Annotated in this window: 28 protein-coding genes and 1 tRNA gene; 18 read left to right on the forward strand and 11 right to left on the reverse strand. The window is 65.1% G+C overall.

Annotation, left to right across the window (positions count from 1 at the left end):
• Positions 1 to 432: 432 nt before the first annotated feature.
• The 9 genes from AB0B91_RS59575 to AB0B91_RS59615 all read right to left on the reverse strand — a co-directional run bounded on the left by AB0B91_RS59575 (position 433) and on the right by AB0B91_RS59615 (position 9,367).
• Positions 433 to 735, reverse strand: a complete 303-nt coding sequence (locus tag AB0B91_RS59575) for a hypothetical protein (protein ID WP_358341145.1) — start codon at positions 733 to 735, stop codon at positions 433 to 435.
• Between the two features lie 3 nt (positions 736 to 738).
• Entirely contained in the window at positions 739 to 1,287 is a 549-nt protein-coding gene (locus AB0B91_RS59580; protein ID WP_358341147.1) for a hypothetical protein, read from the reverse strand.
• 26 nt (positions 1,288 to 1,313) lie between these two features.
• Positions 1,314 to 3,254, reverse strand: a complete 1,941-nt coding sequence (locus tag AB0B91_RS59585; protein WP_358341149.1) for a hypothetical protein — start codon at positions 3,252 to 3,254, stop codon at positions 1,314 to 1,316.
• A gap of 404 nt (positions 3,255 to 3,658) precedes the next feature.
• Positions 3,659 to 3,726 (reverse strand) — tRNA-Arg (locus AB0B91_RS59590).
• Between the two features lie 245 nt (positions 3,727 to 3,971).
• Positions 3,972 to 5,633, reverse strand: coding sequence for a DUF262 domain-containing HNH endonuclease family protein (locus AB0B91_RS59595; RefSeq protein WP_358341151.1), 1,662 nt, complete (start codon positions 5,631 to 5,633; stop codon positions 3,972 to 3,974).
• A 357-nt stretch (positions 5,634 to 5,990) separates the two neighbouring features.
• A complete protein-coding gene (locus AB0B91_RS59600) occupies positions 5,991 to 7,160 on the reverse strand; it encodes an XRE family transcriptional regulator (RefSeq protein ID WP_358341153.1) in 1,170 nt (389 codons plus the stop codon).
• On the reverse strand, positions 7,147 to 7,926 hold the full coding sequence (locus AB0B91_RS59605; protein ID WP_358341155.1) for a hypothetical protein: 780 nt from the start codon (positions 7,924 to 7,926) through the stop codon (positions 7,147 to 7,149). The genes AB0B91_RS59600 and AB0B91_RS59605 overlap by 14 nt, the downstream gene beginning before the upstream one ends.
• Positions 7,927 to 8,505: 579 nt before the next feature.
• The gene (locus AB0B91_RS59610) at positions 8,506 to 9,051 is read right to left on the reverse strand and encodes a hypothetical protein (RefSeq protein ID WP_358341157.1); all 546 of its coding nucleotides are present in this window, start codon (positions 9,049 to 9,051) and stop codon (positions 8,506 to 8,508) included.
• Entirely contained in the window at positions 9,044 to 9,367 is a 324-nt protein-coding gene (locus AB0B91_RS59615; RefSeq protein WP_358341159.1) for a hypothetical protein, read from the reverse strand. Before AB0B91_RS59615 ends, AB0B91_RS59610 begins: the two co-directional genes overlap by 8 nt.
• Positions 9,368 to 9,729: 362 nt before the next feature.
• Here AB0B91_RS59615 and AB0B91_RS59620 point away from each other — a divergent pair, with 362 nt between their 5' ends.
• The 17 genes from AB0B91_RS59620 to AB0B91_RS59700 all read left to right on the forward strand — a co-directional run bounded on the left by AB0B91_RS59620 (position 9,730) and on the right by AB0B91_RS59700 (position 21,323).
• Complete coding sequence (locus AB0B91_RS59620) at positions 9,730 to 10,389, forward strand: NUDIX domain-containing protein (protein ID WP_358341161.1); 660 nt, start codon at positions 9,730 to 9,732, stop codon at positions 10,387 to 10,389.
• Between the two features lie 108 nt (positions 10,390 to 10,497).
• Positions 10,498 to 10,683: a hypothetical protein gene (locus tag AB0B91_RS59625; RefSeq protein ID WP_358341162.1), complete on the forward strand. Its 186-nt coding sequence runs from the start codon at positions 10,498 to 10,500 to the stop codon at positions 10,681 to 10,683.
• Between the two features lie 105 nt (positions 10,684 to 10,788).
• Complete coding sequence (locus AB0B91_RS59630; protein ID WP_358341164.1) at positions 10,789 to 10,962, forward strand: hypothetical protein; 174 nt, start codon at positions 10,789 to 10,791, stop codon at positions 10,960 to 10,962.
• Between the two features lie 82 nt (positions 10,963 to 11,044).
• Positions 11,045 to 11,419 carry a WhiB family transcriptional regulator gene (locus AB0B91_RS59635; protein ID WP_358341166.1) on the forward strand — a complete coding sequence of 125 codons (375 nt, stop codon included), beginning with the start codon at positions 11,045 to 11,047 and terminating at the stop codon, positions 11,417 to 11,419.
• Positions 11,419 to 11,970 carry a hypothetical protein gene (locus AB0B91_RS59640; RefSeq protein ID WP_358341168.1) on the forward strand — a complete coding sequence of 184 codons (552 nt, stop codon included), beginning with the start codon at positions 11,419 to 11,421 and terminating at the stop codon, positions 11,968 to 11,970. The genes AB0B91_RS59635 and AB0B91_RS59640 overlap by 1 nt, the downstream gene beginning before the upstream one ends.
• Before the next feature lie 79 nt (positions 11,971 to 12,049).
• Positions 12,050 to 12,460: an RRQRL motif-containing zinc-binding protein gene (locus tag AB0B91_RS59645; RefSeq protein WP_358341170.1), complete on the forward strand. Its 411-nt coding sequence runs from the start codon at positions 12,050 to 12,052 to the stop codon at positions 12,458 to 12,460.
• Positions 12,457 to 12,999, forward strand: coding sequence for a hypothetical protein (locus AB0B91_RS59650; RefSeq protein WP_358341172.1), 543 nt, complete (start codon positions 12,457 to 12,459; stop codon positions 12,997 to 12,999). Before AB0B91_RS59645 ends, AB0B91_RS59650 begins: the two co-directional genes overlap by 4 nt.
• On the forward strand, positions 12,996 to 14,000 hold the full coding sequence (locus AB0B91_RS59655) for a hypothetical protein (protein WP_358341174.1): 1,005 nt from the start codon (positions 12,996 to 12,998) through the stop codon (positions 13,998 to 14,000). Before AB0B91_RS59650 ends, AB0B91_RS59655 begins: the two co-directional genes overlap by 4 nt.
• Positions 14,001 to 14,241: 241 nt before the next feature.
• Positions 14,242 to 16,617 (forward strand): cell division protein FtsK, encoded by a 2,376-nt coding sequence (locus AB0B91_RS59660; RefSeq protein ID WP_358341177.1) that lies wholly within the window; start codon positions 14,242 to 14,244, stop codon positions 16,615 to 16,617.
• 139 nt (positions 16,618 to 16,756) lie between these two features.
• Positions 16,757 to 16,975, forward strand: a complete 219-nt coding sequence (locus AB0B91_RS59665) for a hypothetical protein (protein ID WP_358341178.1) — start codon at positions 16,757 to 16,759, stop codon at positions 16,973 to 16,975.
• Positions 16,972 to 17,196 (forward strand): hypothetical protein, encoded by a 225-nt coding sequence (locus tag AB0B91_RS59670; RefSeq protein ID WP_358341180.1) that lies wholly within the window; start codon positions 16,972 to 16,974, stop codon positions 17,194 to 17,196. The genes AB0B91_RS59665 and AB0B91_RS59670 overlap by 4 nt, the downstream gene beginning before the upstream one ends.
• Entirely contained in the window at positions 17,193 to 17,663 is a 471-nt protein-coding gene (locus AB0B91_RS59675; RefSeq protein ID WP_358341182.1) for a hypothetical protein, read from the forward strand. Before AB0B91_RS59670 ends, AB0B91_RS59675 begins: the two co-directional genes overlap by 4 nt.
• Before the next feature lie 14 nt (positions 17,664 to 17,677).
• Positions 17,678 to 17,986, forward strand: a complete 309-nt coding sequence (locus AB0B91_RS59680) for a hypothetical protein (RefSeq protein ID WP_358341184.1) — start codon at positions 17,678 to 17,680, stop codon at positions 17,984 to 17,986.
• 20 nt (positions 17,987 to 18,006) lie between these two features.
• Entirely contained in the window at positions 18,007 to 18,519 is a 513-nt protein-coding gene (locus tag AB0B91_RS59685) for a single-stranded DNA-binding protein (protein ID WP_358341186.1), read from the forward strand.
• A gap of 84 nt (positions 18,520 to 18,603) precedes the next feature.
• Entirely contained in the window at positions 18,604 to 18,882 is a 279-nt protein-coding gene (locus AB0B91_RS59690; RefSeq protein WP_358341188.1) for a hypothetical protein, read from the forward strand.
• Entirely contained in the window at positions 18,879 to 20,750 is a 1,872-nt protein-coding gene (locus AB0B91_RS59695) for a DNA polymerase (RefSeq protein ID WP_358341190.1), read from the forward strand. The genes AB0B91_RS59690 and AB0B91_RS59695 overlap by 4 nt, the downstream gene beginning before the upstream one ends.
• Positions 20,751 to 21,074: 324 nt before the next feature.
• Positions 21,075 to 21,323: a hypothetical protein gene (locus AB0B91_RS59700; protein WP_358341236.1), complete on the forward strand. Its 249-nt coding sequence runs from the start codon at positions 21,075 to 21,077 to the stop codon at positions 21,321 to 21,323.
• Here the strand turns inward: AB0B91_RS59700 and AB0B91_RS59705 are convergent.
• Positions 21,250 to 21,768 (reverse strand): hypothetical protein, encoded by a 519-nt coding sequence (locus AB0B91_RS59705; RefSeq protein WP_358341191.1) that lies wholly within the window; start codon positions 21,766 to 21,768, stop codon positions 21,250 to 21,252. The genes AB0B91_RS59700 and AB0B91_RS59705 overlap by 74 nt on opposite strands.
• A gap of 176 nt (positions 21,769 to 21,944) precedes the next feature.
• A complete protein-coding gene (locus AB0B91_RS59710) occupies positions 21,945 to 22,466 on the reverse strand; it encodes a sigma-70 family RNA polymerase sigma factor (protein WP_358341193.1) in 522 nt (173 codons plus the stop codon).
• Positions 22,467 to 22,523: 57 nt separating this feature from the next.
• Between AB0B91_RS59710 and AB0B91_RS59715 the strand changes: the two genes are divergently transcribed.
• A complete protein-coding gene (locus AB0B91_RS59715) occupies positions 22,524 to 22,739 on the forward strand; it encodes a hypothetical protein (protein WP_358341195.1) in 216 nt (71 codons plus the stop codon).
• Positions 22,740 to 23,769: the final 1,030 nt, after the last annotated feature.

A 23,769-nucleotide genomic window follows, 5' to 3' on the forward strand; every position in this document is an offset into this window, starting at 1 on the left:
CTCCGGCCCTGGTTGTTCCGGGGCCGGTTCGTCGTGCATGGCTCTCTTTGCCGAGTCGTTTCCGCTGGACCTAGCCGCGCTGCGGCACGCTGGCAGGCGGGGCAGTGAGTAGGGAGGATCATGCGCGATCACGACCACCCCGCTCCCTCACCCGAAGAGCCCTCGCTCCTTAGGTGGCAGTCAAGGCGGACTTCCTCGCGCGGTTGAACGGCCCGCTGTACTCGCGGGTTCAGCCCGTTCCGTCATCATGGAGGAAGAGCACCTGGCCCGCGTGGTCGGTGTCGACCCCGCTGACCGATTACGGACCGCCCACAACGACGTTGCGCAGCCGAGCAAGCGCGAGTCTGCCGATGCAGTACGGCGTGAACCGGACGGACCGTCAACGCCATCTGCACGCCGAGCAGGACCCCGGACACGAGGCCATGCGCGCCGTTACAGCTCGTATCGGCGGATCAGTCGCAAGGCGTCTTTCTCGGTGACCATTTCGGCGGTGCGGGTGATCTGCAGGCGGAGGTCGTTCAGGATGGCTTCGCCGGCATGTACGACGCGGCCGGTGTGCCGGTCGAGTTCGCCATCGAAGTCCTTGGCCACCGGGCCGGTCCAGATGCGGCCGGAGTGGAAGTCCTTGGCGCGGTTGGTGAGCGCCTGCTGCATGTCGTGGATCAGCGGCTCGATCGTGCGCAGGGTTTGCTGTAGGGCAGGGAGCAGGGGGTTAGGGACCATGTCGTCGGCCATGGCTCAATCTTTCGTGTCGGGGGGAGGGGTGCCTGTGCCCATGATGAGCTTGGGGGCGATCAGTTTCATCAACGCCACTACGTCGGCCTCGTTGTCGCGGCCCTTGACGCCGCGCACGAGTTCTATGCCTAGCCGCACCTTGCCGCGTACCAGCACGGAACCCACTCGGGTCTCCACGTTGGTGTCCTTCACGTAGTAACCGAATCCGTCGGGAACTATCGCGGGCAGCTGTTTTGAGCCGTCCCGGAGTTGTTCGTCGATCTGCCCACGAGATCCGGCAGTATCGAGCATGATCCGAAGGATGGAAGGCTTGTCGCCGCTGTTCTGGAAGATGGAGCAGGCGCCGATGGCAGGTCGATCCTTTGCTGCCAGATTCAGTGAGCCGGTTATCAGCGGATCACGGACGCCGGTCATTTGCTCCACGGCCGCCTTGGGAACGTAGCTGCAGATGAAGGGGGGTGCGTATGCCGTCGAAAGCGGGGATGTGTCGACCTTCTCGGCAGCCTTTCCGGCGCAGGCGCTCATCCCGGTCACCGCGATCACCGTCACCATCGTCCAGAAGAATAAGCTCCTCATGGTCACCCGTATTTCGATATGCCGAGATCGTAGCCCTCATTGAGCCGGCTCTGAACCCCCAGCTCCAGCCACGGGTTGTTCTTCGTCTGCCGGTAAAGCCAGCTCTGATAGGCGTTCAACCGTTTCCCGGTGCCTTCGCTCATCTCATCCGGGGTCATCAGTCGGCCGTCTTCCTTTAGGAAGTTGTTGGGGGCCTTGAGCGGGTCATCTCCGGGTTGGAGGTCGCTGAGCGAGGCCCACGGATGGGTTTTGGCGGGAGGGTCGGATGAGCCGAACATACCGTGGTCGAGCATGGCCTGAGCGCCGAGCTGATGAAGGAGTGATCGAGTTTGCTCCAGGGCGGTGTTGGCCTCGAACACAGCGGTTTTCTCGGCGGTGCCCTTGACGCTGTCCTCGATCATGCCCGTCCACGATCCGAGGATCGTTGATCCGATCGGCCAGGCCGCACGTTGCGGGAAGGCGAGTCCGGTGTTGACGACGGCTAGGAGGGCCTGCACATTGCGCTTCTGTGTCTCGTCCATTTCCTTGGCCAGGTCGATTTTGGCGATGTTGCCCGCGTCCATGATGAGGCCAAAGCCGGCGCCGGCCTCTTGGGCCGCGTTAGTCAGGCTTCCGGTGCCATGCTTGGCCGCCAGCACGCCGACGCCACGGTCGAGCAGCCTGGACGCCCAAGCCGTCTGAGCCGCGGTGACGATCGCGAGGGACTTGCTGTCGGCTTTGAACGCCTCAGTCATGACGAGGCGTAGCTCTTCCTTGGAGAATTGTGCGCCCCACTCCTCCCGGCCGGGCAGGTTGGGATTGTCCTCCATGTACACGCCTGGTTTCTCGATGCCCGGCATCGCTGCGACTCGCGACACGTCGGGAATGTAGGCAGCCAAGATGCGCCCTAAGGAGAAGGGATCCACCAGTGATTTCGCGGGTTGGCCTGCCTTGATGCGCTCGTATTCGTGATGGATGAGATACGAGGCCAGTTTGGCCGACACATATCCCGAGGACGGGCGCGTCTCTGACCCGCTGTGGTCCCGGAACGTGATCGTGGCCGCCTCCAGCGCCTTGCCCACCGCCTTGCCGCCGTCGCCCAGGTCGTGCACGGTCGTGTAGTACTTCAGAGTGTCGCCGCTGCTGAAGAAGTCCTGGGCGGCCGCTGGGTTCTTGCGCAGTGCCTCCATCACGTCCGCCATCGGGTGCGGCCGGTGAGCGCCGGAGTGGATGGAACCCCGTTCAGCGGCGTCCAGTTTCCTGGCCACCTCCAGTAGGAACGTGCTGTTGTAGGTCCCGTGGGTGAGCACCCGGGCGAGTCCCCGATGCGGGCCCAGTTGCTGGTTCGCGCTCAGCCGTTGTCGCCAGTCGGAGCCGAGTTGTGCGCTGGCCGCACCCAGCGCCGTGCCGAGGGCGGCCAGGAGGCGCTGTGCGTCTTTGTCGCCCTCATTGAGCACGGCCGCAGCGGCCACTTCCTTGAACTTCTCCGGCCCCAGCGCGTTCAAGAGCTTGAGGGCGAACTGGGGGTCCTTCGCCTGTTTCTCAAGCTGGGCGAGAGCCTGCTTGTTTACCGGGGAACCTTTCGCTGATTCCCGAAGGTAGATCGCCGCCGCGTACGCATCCGGGTCGTGGGAGACCTTCTTGTGCAACTCCTCGTCGAATCCGATCAGACCGCTCCCGGACGACACCCTCCACGTCTCGTTCATCGCCTTGATCGTGTCGTTGCGCCGCCGCAGCTCAGGCTCCTTGCCGCGGGTCCAGATGTCCGCCTCCCGCATCGCGCTCAGTCCGGAGGCGTCCAGCTCCAGCTTCTCCAGGGCGCGCCGCACCGCAGGCTCGTTCCGCCGCAGCACGTCACCGGCTCGGGAGAACAGAAGCTCGAACCGGTCCATTACGTCCGGGTTGATTCCGGAGTATTGGCTGTCGAACGGCTTGGGTTGGAGCTCAAGGGGCGGCTCGGTCATGAGCGGCCTCCGGCATCTTCCGAGGACATGCGCAGGCTATCTTCCGTCCGGCTCAACCCGGAGGCGTCCTGCCCGACGGATATGGGCGGGGGTTCGATGATATGTACGCACATCGCCCTGAGGGCGGTTCAACCCGATAGTGCTTCCGATTGCGGTCTACCTGTGTGCCCGTTCCACCCCAGGCGGCCGGTCAAGGAGTGACCGTGAGCGTCGCGGCCCTTAGATGGCCTCGTATCTCTGTCTGAACTGAGGAAACGTCTCCAAGATCATCCCGACCATATCCCTGGATCATGGTCCTACGGCTGCACGTGGGTGCCCTCGGCGGCCTAGCAAGGGCCTGGAAAGCAGAAGACCTGCGGCTAAGAAACCGCAGGTCAGAGGGCGAAAAGCCTGGTGGAGAAGAGTGCCCCCGGCAGGATTCGAACCTGCGGCACCCGCTTTAGGAGAGCGGCCCGCACAATGGCCCTATGGCATCTCTGACCTGCAATAAGTTGCCGAGGGTGGAATTTCTGATGCGGAGCGGGGGAGACATTGGGGAACGATCAAGGCTGAACGCCATTCTGGCGCCTTGTCGTCCCTCCTGGGCGCACGGGACGTGGCGCCTGGCGAACGGCCCTCTGAGTGTGTCTGTACACCCCGCCGGCATGAGGCCGCTTGGATCGACCCCTCTGCGTCACGTCTCTACCCGTACTGGCGAGAACCAAGAGGACCGGACCTTCATAGATCACCAAGGACCAGGGACGCGAAAGCTTCGGTACGCGCCTTAATCACATCAGGCGTCCACACGTCGTACTGCACGACTTGTAGGCTTCTTGGGAAGTCGGAGACTCTAGGCTTCAAATAGGTAATTTTCTTGTCTGTAAACTCCTTTCGGCCAGCGGCAGAGTTCTTTGCCTTGCTGAGGAGAACTAGGTTTCCGGCGGCATTTGTAAGGGATTCCCGTTCCGCCTCGGTGAAGCTCTGCACCCATTCACTGCCGTTTGCGGGATTCTGCGGAAGAACATGCTCGATGGAGCGAACATTGAAGTCGCGTACGTGATCGTGCTCGCCAGTCACCATCTCGGCCCGTACAAGCAAATATCTCGCATGCCCTGCACCATAGAAGTTCGTCGCTTTGCATGCGGCCTCGATGGCTGCCGTATCCACAGTTATTTCATCGAGTACCTGAGAAGCCGATGACGCCGTCGCTATGAGCTTCAGGATGTCGGTGTAAATCCCGTAGCGCTCATCTTTCCTTACGCCGCGCACCCAGTGATCTAGGTGAACCTTCTCGATAGTAGTGACTAGGGGGTACAACATATCCTTGCCGAAGCGCATCACGAAATAGAGAAGGCAGGCTTTCCACTCCGAAGCTGGGAAATGCTTCACCATACCCGTCATCAGAGTCTGGTACTTGACGTGAACGAAGCCGCTTTCTGAGTCGTCCAGGATGTCGCGTGCTACAAACAGTGCATCGTACAGATCGACGTAGTTTGCAAGCTCATCCAGGAATCCAACGCCACGGCTAGGCATCCTGGACTTTCCTAGGATTCGTTCGCTGAACTCGGAGTAGAGATCCTTTTGAGGCTTGTCCTTAACGTATATTAGCCGTAGGAGGTGAAAGATATCCTCAAAACTCTTCTCTCCTAGCTGCTCCTCCAGCGCTTCCCAGCGCATGGCATAATGCCCACGAACAGACTCATTCGCTATCGCGGCGGGATCTAGGTTATAAGCCTTGAGAACGTCGATGCGTCGAAGCTGCTTGCCACGGTCATTTACGACAGTGAACAGCCTAAAAGCATCATTGAAGGATGCGGTGGACAGGTAGATCATATGACACTGGACTGTCACAAACTCTGCGAACCTTCTAACCTCCTCCTCGGGCATTTCGCCGATCTTCTCCCAGAACGTCGAACGAGCCTTCTCGTAGCGCTGCTCGGCGGGAGATCCTGATTGCTTCGCGAAGGGTGTGGATGCTCCGCCTATCTTGCCAACGAGGGAATTGAATGCCGCGTTATCTTTGACCGTCACGCGACTAATTTCGGGGATGCCTTCCAGCTTCCTCTTTGGCTGAATTATTTTCTCATGTATCTCTTTAACGAGATCAGAGTCTTGCGAGATCACCGATGAGTCCCTCAGGCAGGCCAGCAAGATGCATAGCGCGGTGAGCCGTTGCTGTCCATCGACGATGTCGTATTGATTCTTAGCGTATTGGTGCAGTACCAGCGTCCCAAGGAAATACGGTTCGTCTCGGTCAGCGCTCGCGAGGTCGTCAACTAGGTCGCTGAAATTATCGGCATCCCAGAGAAACGGCCGCTGGTAGGCGGGCACTCGGAAGAAGAAGTCTTGCGAAAACAGCTTGGCGACGGACACCATGTCGCTATTGAGTTCTTTGGTCATGTTCGCTCACCTTTCCCTTGCCGGATGGAAGGATACTGGACTGAGGCTGGCCAAGGGAGAGAATCAACGTACTTTGTGATGATCAGCTCTTTGCGTGCGCGAAAGGAGCCGCTCAACGGACGAGATACGGTTGATGCTGCGCCCTTGGCGAGACTCATCTTGAGCACAGGGGTCTCCACGCAGGAAGCACGACCTATCCACGTCTGGAGCTACAGGAGGGCGAGACCGGCGGCAGCGCGCTGGTCTACGCGACCAGGGGCGAGCCGTCCAGGGCGTTGACGTCCGCGTCCCCTGCTACCGCCGCACGCCCCTGGTCGCGGAGATCGACATCGCCGCCGGCCCTAAGGGTTTCCTGGGTTATTGAACAATCCTTAGGACAGGTCGGGTGTCGGCGATGCCTAGCAACTGTCGAACGCGGCTGGGCTTCCAAGCTAGCTCGGATGCCAGGCGAGTGATTGTGAGATCGGCGTGTCTTTCTGCCAACTCAAACGCCTTACGCAGCATGGAGGGCTGTTCGCCCGGATAGCTACTTACGGGCTCTGGGGAGAATCCAGGAAGATGCTCCAATGTATTCAGCCGCTGATAGGCCCGGCTGATGGTTGCATCAGAGAATAGACCGAATTCTCTGTAGCGATAGACTAGCGAGCTTACTGAGACGCCCCAGGTCTTCCGCAAGACCACCAATTGCGAGAAGTCGATCCGGGGAGGCAGCAGCGGCTGAAGGCTTGTTCGTGGGGTTAGAAACTCGGCAGCAAACATGTCAGCCTCTCGTTCCTGTCGAGCATCGCCAGTCGCCACTGTATGTAGAACTAGATGACCAAGTTCATGTGCTGCACTGAACCTGTGCCTATATACGTCATCACTGCGATTCGGCGTCAACACGGCAAGGGGCCTCGGCAAGCTACCGCTGGAAAAGGCATCCGTTTTAGCAGCAGACTCGTCGGGTTCTGGTGTCACCACAACGATTCCACGCGCTTCCATCTGGCGAACGAGATGTCTGACTGGGCCTTCTCCCAGATCCCAATATTTGCGTAGCTCACGGGCAGCCTCCAACGGGTCGAGCGAAAGCTCTACTCCAGGATGAACCTCTCCGCCAGCGAAGCCTGGCAGGTCTACCAGGGGGAGTTGGACTCTCTTCTCAAGCGCATAGGTTAGCTCCCACACCTGTTCAGCGAAACCCAGGGACCTGTTTCGCTGCATACCAGAAGTTGAGCGCAGAGTACGGAAATGCGCCATCGAGGAGTCCAGTTTGCCATGTGGCCTTCCAGCCAGAAAAAAGGCAATCGGTACGTCAAGTACTTCTGCCAACCTGGGAATGAGGTCAGCGCGTGGACGAGTGCTTCCAGTTTCATATTGACCGACTGCGGCAGGAGACACGCCTATCTCTGCCGCAACGTCTTTTTTAGTCATCCCGGCAAGGTGTCGAGCTTGTGTAAGGCGGGCAGGATCAAAGCCTTCCCACACCGCCTTAGGCGTGACACGGCCCCCATTAATTCCGGGAAGAGAGAGTTGGTTATCCTTCATCATTCTCGACAGTGTCGGCGTCGGGAGATTCTCGTTCTGCAGATGGCGGAACATCCCGCTTACGGTCAGCTTCTGGCCTGATCGTCATGTCCGCCTCGGGCATGTCTCCAGTGTCGAAGCCGGCGGCCTGCTCCGCCCCTTGCGACGGCTTGGCCTTGCGGACCGGTAGGAGTAGCGATGCTGGCTCTCCAACCCAATCAAGTTCACCACTTTCGGTGAGTAGCGCGGCCTGCCCCCACCATGCTTGCCGGAGACCTGAGAGGTTCATGACGTAAGGGATAAGAACCAACTGGGGCGCTGGCTTCAGCTTCGCTAGCGCTGACCGCAGTTCAATCCTATCGTCGCTTTCCATCCCGTCGAGATTGAGGGCTTCCCACGAAGGTGCAGGGGAGAAGGCGAATAGCTCCTTTACGATCTGCGTCGGTTTCTTGGGCCACTTGCCGCCAGGTTTGACCCTTTCCTTCTTGTCTGCCCGGTAGGGGTACAGCACTACGTTGTGGACGATCACGAGCTTGTACCAGACGCCCAGCCCGTCAATGATCTGCGCGCCCGGAATCTCCAGGTCAGCTATGTATTTCGCCAACTGGTCGAACTGATTCGTCATTCGCGCGCCGCTCGCTGCGAACTGGTGCTTCGACTCGGCTTGGGCATGAGTGTTGAGCATCGCGTTCTCGGTGGCGAGCAGGCTGAGAACAATCGCCTCAAGAATCCGATTAGCGTCCTCCTCGCCGAACAGAGCGGCGGCCCAGGGGGGGACGATCTTCTCCATGCTGACCTGGCCTTCTCTTGATGGACTTCGAGATGATCCAGGACCCTATCATGAGCACTTCAGTTGATCTAGCAAAACTTGCATGTGGGCTATCGGGGGCACCCTTCAGTCCTCAGCGCGATGCGCCTGGCGGTCGGTCAGCCTGGTACGGCTTGATGGGGGTGCCACGGCTTGAGTCGCACCAGACGGGTTCGAGCGCCGGTCGCGGCCTGTGGGTGGGGGGACGCCGAGAAGGTGCGGCTGGCCCGGCGCCAACCCGCCTTGACGAGGTCGCCGGGGAGTGGGGTGAACACCACTCTGGCTTTCGGGGGAAGGGTCGTCGCTAGAGCGTCCCGGTACCGTCAAAGGTGACGCAAAGGTGACCGGGACCGGCGAGGCAGGGGTGAGTCATGACGCCAGGGTGTGGGAACTGCGACTGCTACCTAGAGGATCAAGTCCTAATTAAGCCACCGACCGAGAGCTGACGAAAGAGGCTGGACTAGCAGGTTTTAAGGTTATGGGCCTTTTGCCACCCATGCCGCCGTACCGTACGAAAAGCCCTGGACATCATAGAGATGGCCAGGGCTTTTCGTGTTCCTGCTAGCGATCCAGAACGGTTGGATCAATTGTGATGGGTTCGTCCGGATACTCATACATCCCCGAAAGTGCCGGCGCGAATGCTTCGAGATGTTTTCTCCAACCCTCTCCGAGCGCGTCCCTAGCTGGCCCGTCTGTGAGCGTGAGAAATCGGAAGTGTCGCAGGCCGTGCAGAAGCACATCAATGTACCGGGGGATGGGCTCACCGGTCGGCGGGGTAGGGGCTGGGTTTCCTACCTGCGCGGCGAGGTCCGGCGAAATGGGTGCAGCTTCCGGCCAGACCTTCCGCGCTAGGCCAGGGCTGTCAATTGCGGCAATGTAGGTCAAAATGACATAGCCGCTGTCGGCCCGCCAGCTGGTCGAGTGGATGACCTGAAGCTTATCCCCGATTTCGTGTTCATCTAGGATGTATTGCACTTCGTCGCGCGGTCCGAGATCGTAGGGGACATTTCCGCTACGCCATGCGTCAAGTCCACTGATAAGCCATAGTCCGATTTCGTCGGCTACGACTGGCCAGATTTCTACGCGAACGTTCATGGTCTCAGCCATTCTCGCCTCCTGTGGATTCGCCTTGCGACTTGGCGGCACGGATGATTTGCCCGGCTCTCGTCTTACTGACACTCCATCGCTCAGCTAGAACGCTGAGACTCACTCTTTCCGTGTCGTAAATGCGTTTGGCGATCTGCGATCGCAGAGCCGTTAGGTCCTCGTACAGCTTGCGTACATGCTCGCTCGCAGCGTCAGCCCGCCGGAATGCCCGATCAAGGTCTTGGTCGGTGCCGATCGTACGTTCGGCTCGTTCCGCTGCTGCGGAGAACGCGCTGAGCACTGAGGACAGCCGCTTGTCGTCCTCTTCGTTGGTCATGCCCACAGGGTACGTGCAGGGGCTGTTTCCGTAAAGCGCCCCTTGTCGGAAAGAGCCCCTTGACGATTCGTGCAGGGGCGGTTTACGGTAAGGGCGTGCAGAGGCCCTGCACGACTCGCACAGCCGGAAGACCTGGGAAGGCGGCGCAAGCCGCGCGCCGACGGGCTGGAGCACTCGCCACTTGCCACAAGTCCATAAAGGGCCGCCGCCTCCCACCGAAAAAGGCGGCCTACGCAGGGGAAATGCCCTGCGCGTTGATCTCATCCGCCTCGATGGTCGCAGGCAGGGTTCGACTCCCTGCCGGGGCGCTTTGGCCGACTCCCCGAGAAGGACTCAGGGGTACCACGAAGGGACACCAACCCATGACGACATACAGGACCTACACGCACCCCGACGTGTTCACCGAGGGTGTCAAGGAAGGGTGGGCCGACCCCACCACAGACCCGTCCCTGATCGACTGGTCCACCCGCCAGCTGGCCGCCGCGATCCCGTTCGACGTGATCGACGGTCGCCCCGTCAACCCGTGCGAACAGACGGGCATCCGCTACGGCCGCAACGAACTCGGCCACTGGGCCGAACAGTTGGCGGCCGACGCCATCGTCACCGCCGACACCGGGGCCGGCCGCTGGCTGGTCATGGTGGAGCGCTCGGACGGCCATGGTTGGGCGGTTCCCGGCGGCTACGTGGAGCCCGGCGAGGACCCGGAGGCGGCGGCAGTCCGTGAGCTGGAAGAGGAGACCGGCCTGGACCTGGACAGCGTCTCCCGACGCGTCCTGCCGGCCCGGTACGTACCGGACCCGCGCGCCAGTGACGAGGCGTGGATGGTCACCGTACCCGTCACCTTCAAGCTTTACGGCGTGTTCGCCGTCGATCTGCCCGCCGTGGTCGGCGCCGACGACGCCAAGCGAGCCGCGTGGGTGCGCGCAAACAGCTACGCCGACCTGGTCGCCCAGCTCAAGACCTCTTACGACGGTCAGGTGTTCCGCGGCCATGTGGCGATGCTGCGCGACTTGCTCGGCTGACTTGGCCGCTCTACCGCCCCGATGGTCGCAGGCAGGGTTCGACTCCCTGCCGGGGCGCTCCGGCTCGCTTTGCCGGAAAGGCAAGGCCCGATCGACAAGGAGACCCCCATGGCACGCAGGAAGACCGAATGGACAACCCCGCTCATCCGCGAGATGGAGGGCGTCGCCAAAGAGTACGAGAGGCAGGGCAAGAGCCAGGAAGCGCGCCAGACCAGGCGCGATATCGCCGCCGAAAAGCAGGGCTGCGAAGACTTCTACCAGGCGCGCCTGACCCGGTTCGGACTCAGGAAGTAGAGCCTCGACATCTTGAGGTCGCCTCGATGGTCGCAGGCAGGGTTCGACTCCCTGCCGGGGCGCTCCGGCTGCTCTGCCGGGTCCACCAAGCCAAGGGAGCATCCCATGCAGCCCGTTAAGAGCGTCGGCCGGTTCCTGCCGACGCTGTTTTTGATCTGCGTCGTCATCTACGTCTTCACCGACCCGCACGGCGCGGCCCTGGCATTCAAATGGGCCTTCCAGACGATCACGACCGGCGCCCACCAGTTCGCCGAGTTCATCCGCTCCGTGAGCAAGTGATCACCACATCAGCCGGGGGCGGCCCTCATCCGCCAAGACACGAGCCGCCCCCTCTTTCGACTCCCGAAGGAGTACCCCCATCATGACCTACCGCCCTGCCCACCCCTCCGGCATGTCGCTCGCCGAGCTGGAAGCGGTGTGGCACGTGGACGGCGAGACGCCGCCCCCGGAATGCACCTACGACCCCGAGCTGCACACCGGCCCGCGCTTCACGATCGAGACCAGCGCCGAGCGCGCCGCCCGCGAGGCCGTGGCGCGCGAGGTGTGCGCCACCTGCCCTGCGCGGCTGCTGTGCGACCTGTACGCCGTGAAGGTCCGCCCGACCTCGGGCATCTGGGCTGGGCGTACCCCCGCCGAGATCGACGCCTACGTCCAGATCACTGAGCTGTACGAGGGCATGCGCTCTCGTGCCGCCGAGGTCGAGTGGTCCGCGTGCTCCGGTTCAGAGGTGGCGTAATGGACGCGACCACCTATCCGCACCTGGCCAGGTTCGCCGCCGGCCGCCCGTTCGCCGAGGTTGCGGTGGAGTTCATGCCGTCTCAGCCGACCACCCGCCACGGTCTGACCAGCGTGGCCCTGTACCCCGGCGTGGTTGATGACAACGCCGATGAGTTCTTCGCCTGGGGCTACTGCTGGCTGCTGGCCGCCGCCCTGCACGAAGCGACCGGCTGGACGTTCGGCCTGGTCGAACGCTGGCGCGAAGAGACCCACGCCTGGGAGTGGACGCACGTGGGCGTCATCACCCCCAACGGCCGGTTCCTCGACATCCGAGGCCACCACGACCGCGCTTCACTGGCCGCCGCCCTGGAGATCGCCTACGCGATGCCGACCCGCATCCGCCCCGGCGACTTCGCCGAGCTGCGGCGCGCCATGGGCATGGCCGAGGAAACCGAACCGAACTGGTGGCTTGACCTGCTGGCCACGCCCCTGCTGGCCGACGTCGTCCGTTACTTCGCCGCCCACCTGCTGGGCGCCTGCCTCGACCACGCACCGGAGGTGGCCGCATGAACACCGCATTTCTGCTGCTGTGGCCGTGGCTGGCGTTCCTGGCCGCGATCGCCCTCGGTTCGCTGTGGTGGGGGCGCTGATGTCTCGCATCCGCGCCGCCTTCTGGGACCCGGCCGGCGAACGCTACGGCATCCCTACCTACCCATGGCGGATGGCCCCCGCCCACCTGCTCACCCTGCGCCAACTCACCGCCGAGGGGCTACGGCCCGGCGGGCAGGGCGTACAGGCGCAAGTGCTGTGGCGCTCCAAGCGCCACGGCGCCCCCGGCGTGCGCGCCGCCTACCTGTATGACGTGCGGTTCGCGCTGCCCAAGCGGACCGCGAGCCCGCGGCAGCGCGCCGCGCTGGCCAAGGCGAACGCCGCCCGCCGTACCTGCCCCGAGTGCCTGCGTGATGCCGGGTACGTGCTGCCGCGCCACCTCGGCGTCTGCCTGGACTGCGCCGACGAAGCCGCGCACGCCACGGAGTCCGCACGAGGGGTGGCGGCATGACCACCCTGACCGCGACCGCGCCGGCCCGCCACCGCCGAGGGCTGGCTGTGGTCCCCTCGGCGCCGCGGATGCTGCTGACCGACCCCGCGGGGTTGTTCGCCGAGCTGGCCCGGCTGGCACTGCCCCGCGGCGACTTCGTGGTGTGCGGGTCGGCGGCGCTGTACGTGCGCGGCCTGCGCGCCCGGATGGGTGACCTGGACGTGGTGGCCCGCGGGGCGGCCTGGGACATCGTGCGCACCCTGGCCGCCCCGCAACCGGCCCTGTCCGGCTACGGGCTGGTCGTCAACCACCCCACCGCCGCCATCGAATTCGTGGACCGGTGGACGCCCGGATGGCCGACCGACTACCTGATCGCATCCGCCGACCTGATCGACGGCATCCCGTTCATGCGCCTGGGCGACGTCCTGGCCTGGAAACAGCGCGCTCGCCGCCCCAAGGACCTGCCCGACATCGCCGCCGTTCACCGGCTACGCCGCCTGTGGAACGGCGACCCCGCCCCCGCGCCCGCACACAAGACCGATTGGAGGAAAGCCGCATGAGCACCGCGACACCGACTCCCGATCCGGGACCGGAGGACATCTCCCGCGCCCTGGCCGAGATCGAACGCCACCTGATCGACCCGCCGCCGGCCGACCCGACCGACATGCCGGACGCGCCGATCGCGCCGGTTGACCTGGACGACGGCCAGACCCGGCGCGTACGGCAGTTGCGCGCCGAGGTCGCCGAGGCCCGCGCCCTGGCCGCGCTCCAAGACGATGACACGCCGCTGCTGCTGGACACGGCCAAAGTGCGCAAGCGCCGCAAGAAGGCCCACGAGGCCGCCCGCCTGCACCTGCTGGGACAAGACCCGGCGATGCGCGCCTGGCAGGCGGCACGCATGCGCCGCCTGCTGGTCACCGGCGCCATGCTGGCGCTGACACTGGCACTAGCCTGGTCCACCGCCGGCGTCCAGCACTTCGCCGCCGAGGGCGCCCCCACCTGGTCGCCCGGCTGGATCTTCGCATGGCTGGTCGAACCGTTCATGTCCATCGCCCTGCTGGTCGTCGTGGGTGCCCGCGCCTACCTCGGCACCCAGGGACAGCCGCTCAACGACCCCAAGCTGATCCGGATCGAGTACCTGTTCCTCGGGCTGACCCTCGGCATGAACGCCTGGCCCTACCTGCCCTGGACCGCCGACAAATTCTCCGTCTCCACGCTGGTCCTGCACATCCTGGGACCCATCGTGGCCGTGGCCAGCGTCACCGCCCTGCCCATCATCCTGGCCGCGTTCGCCCACCTCGACTACGGCGACAAAGATCGAGTAACCCCCCTTACTGTCGTGGCGTACAGCGCAAACGCCACCTCCCATCAAGACCATCGCAACCCCTTCGGAGGGGCGCGCCACGGCGTGTCCGAGAGCACACACCGTCAGCGCTTGCACGCTCTGATCACCGCTGAACAGCTTCCCGCCCATCCGTCCGCCCGCGCGATCCAACGCGCCCTCGGCTGTGCCACCGAAACCGCCTCCCGGTTGCGCGACGAACTGGCGGGAGAGGCGTAATGGCCACGCGCTGTGTCGAGCAATGGTGCGAACAGCCGGCCACGACCAGCCGAGACAGACGGCCACAATGTGCGGCCTGCGCCGCCGACCATGACCGGTTCGCCGAACTCCACCCGATCGGCGTGCTGTTCATAAGCCCAGTCCAGACCGCATCCAACCCGCAGGGCGCGGGCCCAATCCGCCAAGACCAGTCCGCGCCCTGCCACCCCGCCCGCTGCAACGCACACGAGGTGATCCCATCATGACGCATGACCCGTTCCACCCCGCCGACCAGCCCGAACCACCGCGCCCCACCTGGACCGACCAGGATGGACGCACGGTGGATGACAACGACATCAACCAGTGGATCGCCGACCAAGTCGCCCCCGCCCCCGCTGAGCACGGACAGGACGGCGGGCAGGGCGGCGGCAAGGGGGCGCAGGTCGTTGATCTGGAGGCCGCCCGCGCTGGCCGCCACCCCTACAGCCCGGCGGACCGCCCCGACGATGAGCCCGACCCGACCGCCCCCGCCCCCGCCGTGGCGGACGGTCCGCCCCCGGAAGGGGAGACCACTTGGGTAGACCAGGGCGGTAAGGAGGATCGCGACTGGCGCGCCGAGCTGGAAGCCAAGATGCGCACCCGCCGCCCGGTCGTGCCGCTGTGGCTGCGCTCGCGCGCCGAGGCGCTGCAAACCCTGGGCTGGGTCGGCCAGCACTACGCCTACGTGGCCGGCTACCAGGCCACCCGCACGCCGCTGTATGCCGGCCGGCTGGCCTTCCGCTCCCCGCGCGGCCTGGCCCGGCTGGTCGGCGGCATGGTGCGCTGGACGTTCGACCTGGAAGGCGAGCCGGTACGGCTGGCCACCGTGCAGAAGGCCGACCCCGAGGCGTACCTGAAACTGTCCCGGCAGCGCGACTCGCGCGTCCGGCTGCGGGTCCCGATCGCCCTGGTGGTGCTGGCCACGCTGCTGATCGCGGCCCTGATGGTGGCCGCCGCGCCGAGCGGCCTTCAGTGGGGCGCACTCGCGGTGGCGCTGGCCGCGCTCGGCATCCTCGGCAAGCCCGCCGACCGTCCGCTGATCGAGCGCGCCGTGCTGGCCTCCACCGTAGAGAAGCTGACCAGCGACATCGTGATCCGCGCCCTGATGGCACTGAGCATCGCCGGCATCACCCAGGCCATGTCCAAGAACCCCAAGGACGCCATCCGGTTCGTCTCCCCGATCACCCGCGACGGCCCCGGCTGGCGTGCCGACATCGACCTGCCGTACGGCGTGACGGTCGGCGACATCATGGACAAGCGCAAGCAGATGTCCGGCGCGCTGCGCCGCCCGCTGGGCTGCATCTGGCCCGAGGGCGATTCCACCATCCACGAAGGCAGGCTGATCCTCTGGGTGGGCGACAAGGACCTATCCAGGACCGTGGTGAAGTCACCGCTGGTCAAGGCCGCCAGCCACGACGTGTTCAAGGGCATCCCGTTCGGGGCCGACCCGCGAGGCCGCCCGATCACCGTCCCGATCATCGAACAGAACATCCTGATCGGCTCGCAGCCCGGCCAGGGCAAGACCGCCTCGGTACGCGTGCTGGCCTCCGGCGCGGCCCTGGACCCCACCACCGAGATGTGGATTCACGAGCTCAAGGGAACCGGCGACCTCGACCCGCACGAGCAAAACTGCCACCGCTACGTCTCCGGCATCGAGGACGCGGCGATCGCGTATGCCGCCGATTCGCTGACCCTGCTGAAGAAGGAGGTGATGCGCCGCGCCGCCGCGCTCAAGACGCTGCCCGCCGACCTGTGCCCGGACAAGAAGGTCACCCGGCAAATCGCCGACAAGCGTTCGCTCGGCCTGCACCCGCTGGTGGCCATCTTCGACGAGTGCCAGAACCTGTTCGCCCATGAGGAGTACGGCGCCAAGGCGGGCGAGGATGCCGAGTTCATCATCAAACTCGGCCGCGCCCTCGGGGTGGTGCTGATCCTGGCCACCCAGCGCCCGGACAAGCGCAGCCTGCCCACCGGCATCTCGGCGAACGTCACCATCCGGTTCTGCCTGCGGGTGGCCGGACAGACCGAGAACGACATGATCCTCGGCACGTCGTCCTACCAGAACGGCATCCGCGCCACCCTGTTCGTGCCCGGCCCCCCGGACAAGGGCGGCGACGCCGGTACCGGCTACCTACTCGGCGCCACCACGATGCCCAAAGTGGTCAAGTCGGCCTACCTCGACACCCCGGCCACCCAGCGCATCGCCGACCGCGCTTACGCCCTGCGCAAGGCCGCTGGAACCCTGTCCGGGCACGCCCTCGGCCAGGTGCCAGAGCAGGTCACCCCCACCTTTGATCTGCTGGCCGACATCCTGGCCGTGGTCCCCGCCAACGAGGCCAAGGTGTGGAACGAGGTCGTCGTGGACCGGCTGGCCGACCTGCGCCCCGACGCCTACGGCGCCTGGGCAACGCTGGAGGGCGGCGCCAAGACCGGCCAACTCACCACCGCACTCAAGCCCTACGGCATCAAGACGATGCAGGTGTGGGGCACCCCCGAGGCCGGCGGCAAGGGCGCCAACCGGATCGGAATCGCCCGCGACGACATCCTCACCGCCGTCACCCAACGTGACAAGAGTCGGAGTTCCGGGGCGGCTTCCTAACCCCTGGATCGCCTCTAGACCTAGAGGCCCACCCCTCTAGGTCTAGAGGCTCCCCTAGACCTCGAAAGCACGCCCTACCAGCTCCCTAGCGTCTAGACGCTGACCTGCGCAAACCTCGGAAACCGGCCTGGAGGCCCTTATGGCTACCGCCATCGCCCTACTAGTCCTATGGCTACCTATCGTCACTCTCTGCTACGTCGGCTGGTGTCTCGTCTCGCCGTGGGGCACCTGCCGCCGCTGCGCCCCCGGCGGCAAGAACCGCACCTGCCGCGCCTGCGAGGGCACCGGCATGCGGCCCCGCCTCGGCTGGCAGCTCTACGTCTACTTCCGCCGCCTCCACCGGGACGGCACGCGATGACCGGCCCCGAGCACTACGCCGAAGCCGAACGGCTCATCGATCGCGCAACCCACGAGGGCGGCCACTGCGACCCTCGACACGGCAACGGCATAATCGCCGCCGCCCAGGTTCACGCCACGCTCGCCCTGGCCGCCGCGACCGCGCTCAACGATGCCGAGATCGGCAACCGGCCCTGCGAATGGCAGGCATGGACCGACACGGCGGGGTGGAGCCCGTCATGAGCGCGCCAACACGCCGCGGGCATACCCTCAACGCCGTCAACCGGATCGAGGTGCTGTGCTACGGCTGCGACATCCGCGGCCCGGCCTACGACCTGCCGTCCTTCGCCAGCGTCGGCGAAGCGCTCGGCTACCTGGCCGCCTGCGGGTGGAGCCGCGCCACCGACGCCGAACCGGCCGACGTGCGCGCCTATGACCAGCAATGGCGCTGCCCGCACTGCACCGCCGAGCACGCCTGCCACGTCAACGGTCACCAACCCGCCACCGTCCCCGCGGTGACGGCTCCCGGCGGCTACCGCTACGGCGCTCACACCGCATGCCAGCGCTGCGGCTCCTGGCTCACTCGCCCGACCATGACCCGCCCCGGTCGCGTCACCGCCACCCGGTGCCGCATCCGCGCACGGCTTGCCGCCCTGGCCCGCGTGCTCGACAACCTGTGCCCCATCCCGCTGTCCGACCCCGAATTTTGAAAGGCAGACCTGCTATGCCCAAGAAGATCTACGGCCTTGACGCCGTCATCCCCGGAAGCCTCTGGGCCGACACGCGCGCCCGAGGCCGGACCGTCCTGATCGACGCCATCGACGGCCAGCACGCCATCTGCACGACCCTGACCAACTCCCACGAGGTGCAGCGCCTCATCGACCTGGCCGACCCGGCCACGCACGGCGACACCCACGACATGCGCGGGACCACCCGGCGCATCCTGCTGGACCGGTTCCGGCCGACCAGCGACGGTTTCACGTTCGTCACCGCGACCGCAGCCCACCTGTCCGCACGCCTCACCGCCCGCTGAAACCCGGAAGGAAACCTGCCATGTCCGGCGAGACGACCATCACCATCATCGGCAACCTGACCGGCGACCCTGAGCCGCACATCACCCAGAGCGGCCTGTCGGTGGCGAGCTTCACTATCGCCTCCAGTGCCCGCACCTACGACAAGAGCGTTGAGCAGTGGCAGGACGGCGAGGTGCTGTTCATGCGCTGTAGCGCGTGGCGCGACCTCGGCGAGCACGTGTGCGAGTCACTCACCCGAGGCACGCGCGTCATCGCCACCGGGCGGCTGCGCCAACGGACCTTCGAAACCAGCGACGGCGACAAGCGGACCGTCATGGAGATGACCGTGGACGAGATCGGCCCGTCGCTGCGCTTCGCCACCGCCAAGCCCGTCAAGGCCACTCGCAGCAACGTCCAGCGCAACGGCAACGGCGGGGGCGCCAGCGCCTCGCCAGCTGGCGAATTCGATGACCCGTGGGCCAGCGCCAGGCCCGCCGGCATCGGCGCCCGCGGTGACCAGTGGAACGGCAACGGCGACGAGCCGCCGTTCTAACCCTCCGTTTCCTCTGCTTCGGGGCGACGTACGGCCCTGACCAGCGCCGCCCCGAAGCGTCACCCGGAAAGGAGCCCCACTCTCATGTCACCAACCACCGCGACCACCGCTGACCAGGCGCACCTGTTTGCCGTCACCGACACGACCGGTGCCAAGGCTGTGGTGTCGGGCGTGCGGTTCATCGCCGCCGACCCGGCCGCCAACGATGCCGCGCTGACCGGCGACGGCTACGACTGGCTGGCCGCCGCGCTTCCCCCGCCCAAGCCGGCCCGCTGCCCGGCCTGCCACCGCCCGGCCGTGCTGCCCGCCGCCGCTCCGGTGCTGTGGACCTGCCCGCACTGCCACGCTACGGAGGCCCGATGACCACCACCTCGACCAGCCCGCCCGCCTGCTACGTGCGCAAGCACGACGGGCACGCCATGACCATCCACACCCCCGCCGGCTTCGACGCTGCCGCGTTCGGCCACTTCGCCGCCGCGGAAGCGATGCTGGGACTGGATGTAGAGACCAGCGCCATCGACGACAAAGGCCCCCGCCAGTTCGACCCCACCTTTACCGTGCGGCTGGTCCAGTTCGCCTCACCTGACCATGCGTGGGTGTTGGACCCGACCGATACAGCGCAGCATGCCGCGATCCGTGCCGTGCTCGCCGACCCCGCGCGCCGGTTCGTCACCCACACCACCTACGACCCGCTGGCCATCTGGGCAACCTTCGGCATTGCGCTCGGTCAGCGCGTCATCGACACGCACCTGATCTCCAAACTCATCGACCCCGACGAACGCGCCGGCCACGGACTCAAAGAACTGACCGGCCGCCACCTGGACGACGGACTCCAACAGGCCGAAGCCGCGCTGCATGCCCGGATGCGCGCGCTGGCCCCGCCCGGCCACCGCGCCGGCAACGCCTGGCTCACCTGGGGCTGGAACCACCTGCCCACCACCGAAGAAACGTACGTGGTCTACGCCGGCCTGGATGCCATCTACGTGCGCCGCCTGCTGCCCGTCCTACTGCGGCACTGCCTCGACTTCACCCACCTAGTCCGGATGGAACAGTGGCTCGCCGCCCGCGCCACCGCCATCACCATCCGCGGCCTGCTGTTGGACCGGCCCTACACCACCGCCCTACTCGACCAGATCCAGCGCGAGCACACCACCGCCGAGGTCCGCATCCGCGACGCGCTCGGCTTCCCCGGCAGCTCGCCCCGATTCGCCGCGTGGCTGGACGGCCACCTCATCGCGGCGGGCATCACCGACTTACCGCGCACCCCGACCGGCCGCCTCCAGATCACCGCTGACACACTCACCACCCTCACCGGCCGGTACGCCGGCGCGCTACCGGCCGAGGTGGCAGAGCTGGCCGCCGCCCGGCTGACCATGGCCCGCACCTCCAACCTGATCGCCAACCTGACCGGGTTCCTGCGCGCCGCCGACCGCAACGGACGGGTACACCCGCAGATCAACACCCTGCGGGCCAAGACCGCCCGCATGTCCATCACCGGACCGGCGTTGCAGACCCTCAAAAAGCACGACCCGCGGCTACGGCACTGCTTCCAAGCCGACCCCGGACACGTGCTGATCTCCTGCGACTTCTCCCAAGTAGAGGTACGAGTGGCCGCCGCCCTGTCCGATGATCCGACGCTGAAACGGGTCATCGCCTCGGGGACCGACATCCACGACGCCACCGCCGCCCTCATGTACGGCGAGCACTTTACCGCCGAACAGCGCACCATCTCCAAACGGTGCACCTTCGGCACCCTGTACGGCGGCGGCGCCGCCGCGCTGGCAGCACAGACCGGCGTCACCCCGGACGTGGCCCGGCAGGTCATCGACCGGTGGCAGTCCACCTACCCCCGCGTGATCGCCTACACCAAACGCCTCGCCCACCAGACCACCGTGACCACGCCGAGCGGCCGGCACATCCCCGCCGATCCCGCACGCGGCTACGCCAACGGCAACTACATGATTCAGTCCACCGCCCGTGACCTGCTGCTGGCCGCCGTCTACAGCTTCGCCACGGCCCACCCCGAGGCCAAGCTGTGGCTGTTCGTGCATGACGAGGTCATCATCCAGGCCCCCGACCGCGATGCCGAGTGCTTGCGCGTCGCCCTCCAGGAGGCCATGACGACCACCTTCCAGGGCGTGCCCATCATGGCCGACGCCGCCGTACTCGGCACCCACTGGGGCCACCTGCCCGCCGCGCAAACCGACCAGGACACGGCACACGCGGCATGACCCGCAGCGCACCGCTCCACATCTGATCCCCGGCCGGCTGTCCCCAACTGGTGGCCCTACCAGCCATCCGACAAGGCCACCAGTTGGGGGACGGCCGGCCCTGCTCAAGCCTTTTCGACCCCATCGCACCGCGGACCCGAAAGGCCCTGCCATGACTGACCTGCACACTGCCGCCCTGAACGCCGCTCGGCGCGGGTGGCCCGTCTTCCCGTCCCCCCGCGCGGCAAGTACCCCGCCCGCAGATTCACCGCCTGGGAGCGCAATGCCACCACCGACCCGGCCACCCTGCACGCCTGATGGCAGCGAGCCGACTGGAATATCGGCATCGCCTGCGGCCCCTCCGAGCTGGTCGTGATCGACCTCGACCTGCCCAAGCCCGGCCAGCACCCGTCTGCGGCGCGGGCCGCTACGCCAGCTGCGGGATATGGGAAGGGTACGCCCGCATCTCCCCGAGGACTTGGCCCGCTGGCAGCAGGGCTGCGATCCTCGCACGTCGCCGTTAGAAATCCACCCCAACCGAGCACCTGGCAAGCCAGGTCCCGGACCCGTATACCTCCACCAGGACGGTCTTGACGCCGTTCTTGTCGGCACGAACCTGGCTCATATCGAAGTCCACGGGTGCTCCGATGGTGCTCACGCCCGAATAGGGGGTCAAGCCCTTGCCTGAAACTTTCCATGCGCAGGAGGCATCAGGGCTTCCCTCCAATACTTCAAGTCGGAGGAACATAGAGCGATTCACGCGGCTATTCTCGCGCGGCATACCCAACTTGATCCATCGCCTATCATTATTGATTGATGTATACCATCGCGGCTCCTGGCTGCTCCAGCCAGATGAGCTACTCACCTTGATAGAATCAAAATAAGGGAAAGTGTATATGGGTGCGTTCTGTGGCGGGCTTTCATCGCCCACATATTGCACGGTAGGCGACCCGATCAAGATGGCCGCCAAGATGGCCGCCACCACGCTTAGGAAAGTTGCCAGTATCTCCTTGGGTGAGTCAGCGATGAACTCAACCATTAGGGGGACAGTAGCAGAAATACGGTGCCACCTGGAGCGTTTACTAGCGCGCAGGTGGATGTCTCGGAGGCCCGCGTCAGTGTCCACAGTAAGGTGATTGTCGACATGAGAAAGGGCGGAACGCGCAATGGATTCTGGACCCAATGCGCCTCTCTCGGGCTGTCCATCGTTCATGGCTACCCGCTTTCTGCAACATCGAGTCGGGACTCTCCCAGGCTTTCCGTGAGCGCCGATCGAGCCTTTGCGAGATGAGTTCGAGCCGTACTCGGAGATATGTTTAGATGCTCGGCGATCTCTGCTAGAGGTAGACCGTCTATCCAATGAAGAATGGCGACTAATCGTTGCTGAGGAGGAAGGTCAAGCATTGCCGTGACCGCTTCATTGGCGAGAACCTCGGTCTCGACATGGACGATTGCGCTAGCGGTTCGCATCCTAAGGAAACTTAGTACCCGCTGATGAATCCTACTTCGGCGATATCTATCCTTTCTCTTGTTCATTATTACTCCTACCAGATACTTCCATCTCTCAGGATTCGGTGTAGCAGCATGATCTTCCCATTTCTGAAACATCGCTAAAAAGGCTTCCTGTACATCTTCTTCGAGATCCCTGCGATCGTCGTAAAGCAGGAAGAATAAACCGACGGCGCGTCTGAAGTGTGTATGGTAAAAGTCGCCGAATTCCTCATCATGCAACACCATTTCGCCACTTCACCGGACCGGCTCTGCGGGAGGCTCCACCGATGGGGCTGGTCTGAGATGATCGAATATCTGGGCGACATCCTGCACATCTCCAGTTATAAAGAAGGATCCATCGGCGCGGTAGTCGATCGTGCAGTTTCCTTTACGAGTGCCTGCAGCGATCATCTCTTTCGTGCGGCGGAGGGCTATCTCGACGATGATCCTTACGGTGCCCTTGGCGATGAGAAGGAGCAACGCGCCTACGATCCAAGACCAGTGCTCCATCAGCATTGATCCTCCGTTCTCCTGCGCAGGCCACTACATAGGTACTCGAGCGACGCCGGCGAAACGTCTATCTAGCAGGGCATGATTTTTGAACGAAGGGCCGACTGGCAGGCCACCGCCCGGCAGCGGTGAGGGGGCGAGGGCGGCGCCACATGCTCGCCATCCCCTACCTCCTGGCCGCTCGACCCCTGGTAGCCCTGGCTAGCTCACCGGTACCCGTCGAGACCGCCATGCGCGCGCACCTGGAAGACCTGTCCTCGCGTCTGGTCCGCGTTTCCTGACCAGCACAGTCCAGACCCGCAGCCTCAGCATGGCCAGGCTCAACGGCTCCCTAGACCGGATGATGACCCTCGCCGGCGAACTCGGCATCACGGGGGAACCTCAGGGGCCTGCCGCGCCGGATCGCCGCGGAAATCGCCGACGGCTGTGTCCAGGATGAGCCCTGCTACAGCCATTAGCCCGGCCGCGACTGGCACGCCACCTTCCGCCCCGAGGCAGACGAGGCTGCGGCCGGCGACGTGGAAGCGCTGATCGCCTACCTTCTCGGCCACTTCTACGAGTCGACGTCGCCGACACGCTCCGGCACGAGGCCGCCCGCAAGCCGCCGTTCTAGCCCCCTCCTCCGGGGGACTCCGCAGCCTCGGCGACAGCCGCCAAGCACACCGCCGAGGCCGCCCGCTCCCTTTCAACCAGCAAAAGGAAGGCAACTTCAGCATGTCAGCCACACGCACCCACCCCCGCCACCGCGCTCACACAGCCGCGCCACCTGCGGCGGCACCGCCCCCGCCCGCCGTCCCCGCCCGCGTCATCGACCTGCGGCCCGGTCACGCCGTGCGCCTTCCCGGCTACGGCACCCTGACTGTCACCCGCGGCGCCGAACAGGTTCCGGCCATCTGGTGGCCCTGCGCCTGGGCTGGGCCGGCCTATCCCTGGTCGTCCACCCCGGCACGCCCGTGGACGCCCTCAGCAACGAAACCGCCCAGGTCTACAACGTCTGGTGGTGCCGCCACTGCGACGGAACCGGCCAGTGGCAACCCGA

Source organism: Nonomuraea sp. NPDC049141 (assembly GCF_040648415.1).
Lineage (GTDB): Bacteria > Actinomycetota > Actinomycetes > Streptosporangiales > Streptosporangiaceae > Nonomuraea.

Bases quoted from the DNA above. Each gene is read 5' to 3' on its own strand.
- AB0B91_RS59575 (WP_358341145.1), bottom strand. From the start codon at position 735: ATGGCCGACGACATGGTCCCTAACCCCCTGCTCCCTGCCCTACAGCAA.
- AB0B91_RS59580 (WP_358341147.1), bottom strand. From the start codon at position 1,287: ATGGTGACGGTGATCGCGGTGACCGGGATGAGCGCCTGCGCCGGAAAG.
- AB0B91_RS59585 (WP_358341149.1), bottom strand. From the start codon at position 3,254: ATGACCGAGCCGCCCCTTGAGCTCCAACCCAAGCCGTTCGACAGCCAA.
- AB0B91_RS59595 (WP_358341151.1), bottom strand. From the start codon at position 5,633: ATGACCAAAGAACTCAATAGCGACATGGTGTCCGTCGCCAAGCTGTTT.
- AB0B91_RS59600 (WP_358341153.1), bottom strand. From the start codon at position 7,160: ATGATGAAGGATAACCAACTCTCTCTTCCCGGAATTAATGGGGGCCGT.
- AB0B91_RS59605 (WP_358341155.1), bottom strand. From the start codon at position 7,926: ATGGAGAAGATCGTCCCCCCCTGGGCCGCCGCTCTGTTCGGCGAGGAG.
- AB0B91_RS59610 (WP_358341157.1), bottom strand. From the start codon at position 9,051: ATGGCTGAGACCATGAACGTTCGCGTAGAAATCTGGCCAGTCGTAGCC.
- AB0B91_RS59615 (WP_358341159.1), bottom strand. From the start codon at position 9,367: ATGACCAACGAAGAGGACGACAAGCGGCTGTCCTCAGTGCTCAGCGCG.
- AB0B91_RS59620 (WP_358341161.1), top strand. From the start codon at position 9,730: ATGACGACATACAGGACCTACACGCACCCCGACGTGTTCACCGAGGGT.
- AB0B91_RS59625 (WP_358341162.1), top strand. From the start codon at position 10,498: ATGGCACGCAGGAAGACCGAATGGACAACCCCGCTCATCCGCGAGATG.
- AB0B91_RS59630 (WP_358341164.1), top strand. From the start codon at position 10,789: ATGCAGCCCGTTAAGAGCGTCGGCCGGTTCCTGCCGACGCTGTTTTTG.
- AB0B91_RS59635 (WP_358341166.1), top strand. From the start codon at position 11,045: ATGACCTACCGCCCTGCCCACCCCTCCGGCATGTCGCTCGCCGAGCTG.
- AB0B91_RS59640 (WP_358341168.1), top strand. From the start codon at position 11,419: ATGGACGCGACCACCTATCCGCACCTGGCCAGGTTCGCCGCCGGCCGC.
- AB0B91_RS59645 (WP_358341170.1), top strand. From the start codon at position 12,050: ATGTCTCGCATCCGCGCCGCCTTCTGGGACCCGGCCGGCGAACGCTAC.
- AB0B91_RS59650 (WP_358341172.1), top strand. From the start codon at position 12,457: ATGACCACCCTGACCGCGACCGCGCCGGCCCGCCACCGCCGAGGGCTG.
- AB0B91_RS59655 (WP_358341174.1), top strand. From the start codon at position 12,996: ATGAGCACCGCGACACCGACTCCCGATCCGGGACCGGAGGACATCTCC.
- AB0B91_RS59660 (WP_358341177.1), top strand. From the start codon at position 14,242: ATGACGCATGACCCGTTCCACCCCGCCGACCAGCCCGAACCACCGCGC.
- AB0B91_RS59665 (WP_358341178.1), top strand. From the start codon at position 16,757: ATGGCTACCGCCATCGCCCTACTAGTCCTATGGCTACCTATCGTCACT.
- AB0B91_RS59670 (WP_358341180.1), top strand. From the start codon at position 16,972: ATGACCGGCCCCGAGCACTACGCCGAAGCCGAACGGCTCATCGATCGC.
- AB0B91_RS59675 (WP_358341182.1), top strand. From the start codon at position 17,193: ATGAGCGCGCCAACACGCCGCGGGCATACCCTCAACGCCGTCAACCGG.
- AB0B91_RS59680 (WP_358341184.1), top strand. From the start codon at position 17,678: ATGCCCAAGAAGATCTACGGCCTTGACGCCGTCATCCCCGGAAGCCTC.
- AB0B91_RS59685 (WP_358341186.1), top strand. From the start codon at position 18,007: ATGTCCGGCGAGACGACCATCACCATCATCGGCAACCTGACCGGCGAC.
- AB0B91_RS59690 (WP_358341188.1), top strand. From the start codon at position 18,604: ATGTCACCAACCACCGCGACCACCGCTGACCAGGCGCACCTGTTTGCC.
- AB0B91_RS59695 (WP_358341190.1), top strand. From the start codon at position 18,879: ATGACCACCACCTCGACCAGCCCGCCCGCCTGCTACGTGCGCAAGCAC.
- AB0B91_RS59705 (WP_358341191.1), bottom strand. From the start codon at position 21,768: ATGGTTGAGTTCATCGCTGACTCACCCAAGGAGATACTGGCAACTTTC.
- AB0B91_RS59710 (WP_358341193.1), bottom strand. From the start codon at position 22,466: ATGGTGTTGCATGATGAGGAATTCGGCGACTTTTACCATACACACTTC.
- AB0B91_RS59715 (WP_358341195.1), top strand. From the start codon at position 22,524: ATGATCGAATATCTGGGCGACATCCTGCACATCTCCAGTTATAAAGAA.